This window comes from Coleofasciculus sp. FACHB-712, assembly GCF_014695635.1.
Lineage (GTDB): Bacteria > Cyanobacteriota > Cyanobacteriia > Cyanobacteriales > FACHB-T130 > FACHB-T130.
Genome location: NZ_JACJOQ010000615.1, coordinates 1 through 3855, shown reverse-complemented (window position 1 = coordinate 3855; position 3855 = coordinate 1). Strand labels below are relative to the sequence as shown.

Sequence of the window (3855 nt, the reverse complement as noted above, 5' to 3'; positions counted from 1 at the left end):
GCGGGAATTGCGATCGCACGCTGAGCAGCGCAGCACTCCTTATGCTGCATGTCCGCCCTCTATTATGCAATGCCTATCTTCGCGACGACGGCGAGGCATAGGCGACCTTCTAATATTTGAGTTAATTTTGACCGCTTCACAAAATAATTTACAGTCTCAGGTGCCGCTTACTCAGTATTAGCACAACTCTCAGTATTATTTCAAATTGTAAGGATTTTTACTAAGTTTAGATAGTTTGTGGGCAGCTTAATTAAGCTGAAACATAACTGTTAACTTAAAACTATAAATGTTTGACTTTAATTCTCCTACAAAACAAGGCTCTCAGAGTCAAAAATCCTTATCTTCTCAAGCTAAAACGAAAAAATCACTTGCTCGTCGAACACTTATTCAAATTGCGTTTAGTGTTACGGCTGTTATTGTTGGCTCAACAGCGATTAGCTACTTTCAGATTGTTTCTACTCTCAAGTCGCAGACGTTAGACCAACTCAAGAGTCATGTAATAGAGCGAGGTCAACGAGAACAAAGTATCTTTTTAATGGCAGAAGATAACCATGCCATCTTTAAGGAGGAGTGGCTACGACGCTTGGAAAATACTGATAGCGAAGGCGTGAAAGCTCGCTTCGATCAGCTATTTGTGCGTTTTCCCGATGGGGCAACCCGCAATCGCCCCAACTTGTTCGATGGCAAACGGCAAGCAGGCGTGTTCATTGATAAGCCAGTTCTAATCAATGATGACATTCGCCGTCGCGTAGTAACGTCCTACGATTTAATCAATGCCTATGGTCCACCCTGGCATAATCGCTTTCCGGATCTCTACCTGAATATGCCAGAGAATATTGCTGTTATTTACTGGCCTGATTATCCAACATGGGCACAGGATGCCCCCGTTGGCTTTGACTTATCCAAGGAAGAATATGTGTGGGTTGGTGACCAGAAGCACAATCCAGCCAGAGAAACGGTTTGGTCGGGGGTTCAAATCGATGGGGTTGCTAAAATCTGGATTCTTTCTTGTGTAACGCCTATCTACTCTAATGACAGAATCATCGGTACTCTTGGACAGGATGTATTACTGAATGATTTATTTAAGCGAACGATCGAGGAGCACATTGAAGGCGGTTATAACCTAATTTTTCGAAAAGATGGTCGCCTGATTGCTCATCCGCAATTGATGGAGCAAATTCAGCAACAAAAAGGTGAGTTTAAAATTCTTGACTCAGGAGACACTCAGCTAAAACGTATTTTTGAGGCGGTCACAAATAAAGCTACCGATCAAGTCGTCATCGATAATCCGAACGAGAGCAATTACTTAGCTGTCACTACGCTACAGGGACCTGATTGGTACTTTGTTACCGTTTTACCCAAAGCAATTTTGGCTGAAAAAGCGATCTCGCTAGCTCGCTTTACGTTGTTTCTAGGCTTTGGCTCCCTCATGATTGTTGTAGCAATTGTGTTTTGGGTTTTACGTCGGCGCATTGCAACTCCTTTAGAAGAAATCACGGTTGCAACGAATCGAATTGCCAATGGAGAGTTTCAGGTGGTTCTTGATGACAGCAGCCAAGATGAGTTAGGTCGGTTAGCACAGGCATTCAACACAATGATCCGAGAGGTCGCCGCTAAAACGACAGAATTGGAGGCTAAAACGACAGAATTGGAGGCTAAAACGACAGAATTACAGAGAAACCTGGAGCAGCAGGCTATTTCGGTCAATCAGACGACTGCCACAATGGATGAGTTAAATACCTCTTCTCGGCAAGCGGCTGAACAAGCTGAAGCGGCTGCAACTGGAGCGCGCCAAGTTCTCATATTGATTGATGATAGTGAGCAAAAGAACGGTTCTGGAACTGCTTCTAGCTTAAAAGCGAAGGTCGAACAAATTGGAGAACAAATCTTACACTTTAGAGATCAAACGACTCAAATCAATGCGATTTCTAACTTAGTTAGTGATTTAGCTAACCAAACGAACATGTTGGCACTCAATGCGGCGGTCGAAGCAGTTCGGGCAGGCGAAAATGGTAGGGGCTTTGCTGTTGTGGCTGCTGAGATTCGAAAACTAGCGGATAGAAGCCGTAAATCGGCTGAACAGATTAGTGAACTGGTAGCCAGTATTCAAAAAGCGACGAAAGCTACTGTGGCAGTATCCGATGAAGGCCGTAAAACCGTGGAAGAGATCGTAGATGCAGTCAATACGATTACAGTGAATAGTCAGCAAATCTCTCTAACGGCTAAACAACAGTCGAGCGGAATTCAGCAAGTTGTCAGTGCGATGAATGCTTTGAGTCAAGCTGCAAACCGTGGATAGTCCCAATTAATCCCAATGGAGTGAGCATTTCCAGGCCAGTATTGAATCTGGTGAAGCTTTAGGGAGAACTCCGGTTGGAGAAGTTACTGTGGCGTATTTGGAGGTGAATAGCCCTGCTCAAGTAGTAGCACGACAACTATGGATTCGTTTGGGTTTGTTCCATAACTACGCGGTACAACAACGCCCATGCACCCGCCGAACATCAAAATTGATTAGTTGGAATCACAAAGTTATCTGTATCGGCTCAACTGTACCGTTATGCTGCTGAGTCTTCGGTAAAGAGGCAACCAAAGGGCTATCTGTCGATGTTCAGGATTGAATTATTTTGAGGTTTCGGTAGGGCGGCAGGTGAAGGGTATCTGCGGAGCGGTTTAGGCTTTATTGTGGTGCTCAGACCCTTGGCCAACTTGATAGGAGGACATCAACGTGACTGATGAACAACATTCCCTGCTGAAAGCATCAGACATCAATTCAATGGATGCGTTTGAGTTTCATCATCCGCTTAACCCCAATTCAGAAATTTATTTACGCTTCCTTGGGCGTGCTGTTGGTCTTAAACGCATTGGTGTAACGATTGCTCGTGTACCATCAGGCAAGGAATCCTTCATTTTCCACGCTCACCAAAATGAAGAAGAATGGGTTTACATTTTGTCGGGTCGAGGTATTGCGGAAATTGGAGATGTGGAGTATGAAGTCGAACCAGGAGACTTCATGGGCTTTGGGCTACCTCAACAACCCCATCATCTTCGTAATCCATTCGATGAAGACCTTGTATATCTGATAGGTGGAGAAGCAGGACGCTTAGATGTTGGCGTTTTTCCTCGGCTTGGTAAACGAGTGATTAGGGATGATGAGTCCGCCTACATATTTGATGAGTCAGCGCTTCAACTTTTTTGGAGCAGCAAGCAATCTACTGAGGATTGATATCTGTTGGAGCGATCGCGGCATAACAACCCTAGTGCAGCGGCCACTTGTGGAGTTAAATAAAGTGTTGGCAACCGCTGACCAAGAGCGTTAGGCTGAAATTTGTTCTAAGTACAGCTAGGGTTCATAGAAAAGACTTGAGGGATCACAAAATGCAAAGCCAGAATATAGATTTAATCCGAACCCTCTTTCAAAGCCGCTTAGCGACTCTTGAGCATCTCTTGAAGTCAGCTCAGACTCATTTTTGTGATGACGAGTCGTTTCTTCAAAAGCGCATTGCAGCTGATATGTTTCCCTTCGGTACACAGATTGCTTTCACCTGCAATCAACCACGCAACTTTGCTCTGTGGTGTGATGGCAAACCTGCGAATAATCTAGCTCCAGACGTGATAGCTCTCACACAGGCATACGAGCACATAGCAAACACTAAGGAACTTCTTTTGGGTGTTAACGCTGAAGATGCAAAGCTAGCTGAGGTGACGCGCATTGACTTGGGTCAGAGCCTCTACGTCGAGTTGTCTGGTAATGCCTACGTGAATGAATTTCTAATTCCAAACTTTTACTTCCATATGGTCACAGCTTACGATATTCTTCGCATGGCTGGTGTACCAATTGGAAAACGAGATTACATG

The 3855-nt window shown here is 44.6% G+C and carries 4 protein-coding genes; all 4 read left to right on the top strand.

Annotation, left to right across the window (positions count from 1 at the left end):
- Positions 1-181: hypothetical protein (locus H6F50_RS26800; protein WP_206754847.1), on the top strand; the 181-nt coding region annotated here is incomplete at its 5' end.
- 105 nt (positions 182-286) lie between these two features.
- Entirely contained in the window at positions 287-2299 is a 2013-nt protein-coding gene (locus H6F50_RS22610) for a methyl-accepting chemotaxis protein (RefSeq protein WP_190430437.1), read from the top strand.
- Between the two features lie 426 nt (positions 2300-2725).
- Positions 2726-3223 (top strand): cupin domain-containing protein, encoded by a 498-nt coding sequence (locus H6F50_RS22605; RefSeq protein WP_190430436.1) that lies wholly within the window; start codon positions 2726-2728, stop codon positions 3221-3223.
- 152 nt (positions 3224-3375) lie between these two features.
- On the top strand, positions 3376-3855 hold a 480-nt coding region (locus tag H6F50_RS22600), incomplete at its 3' end, for a DUF1993 domain-containing protein (protein WP_190430435.1).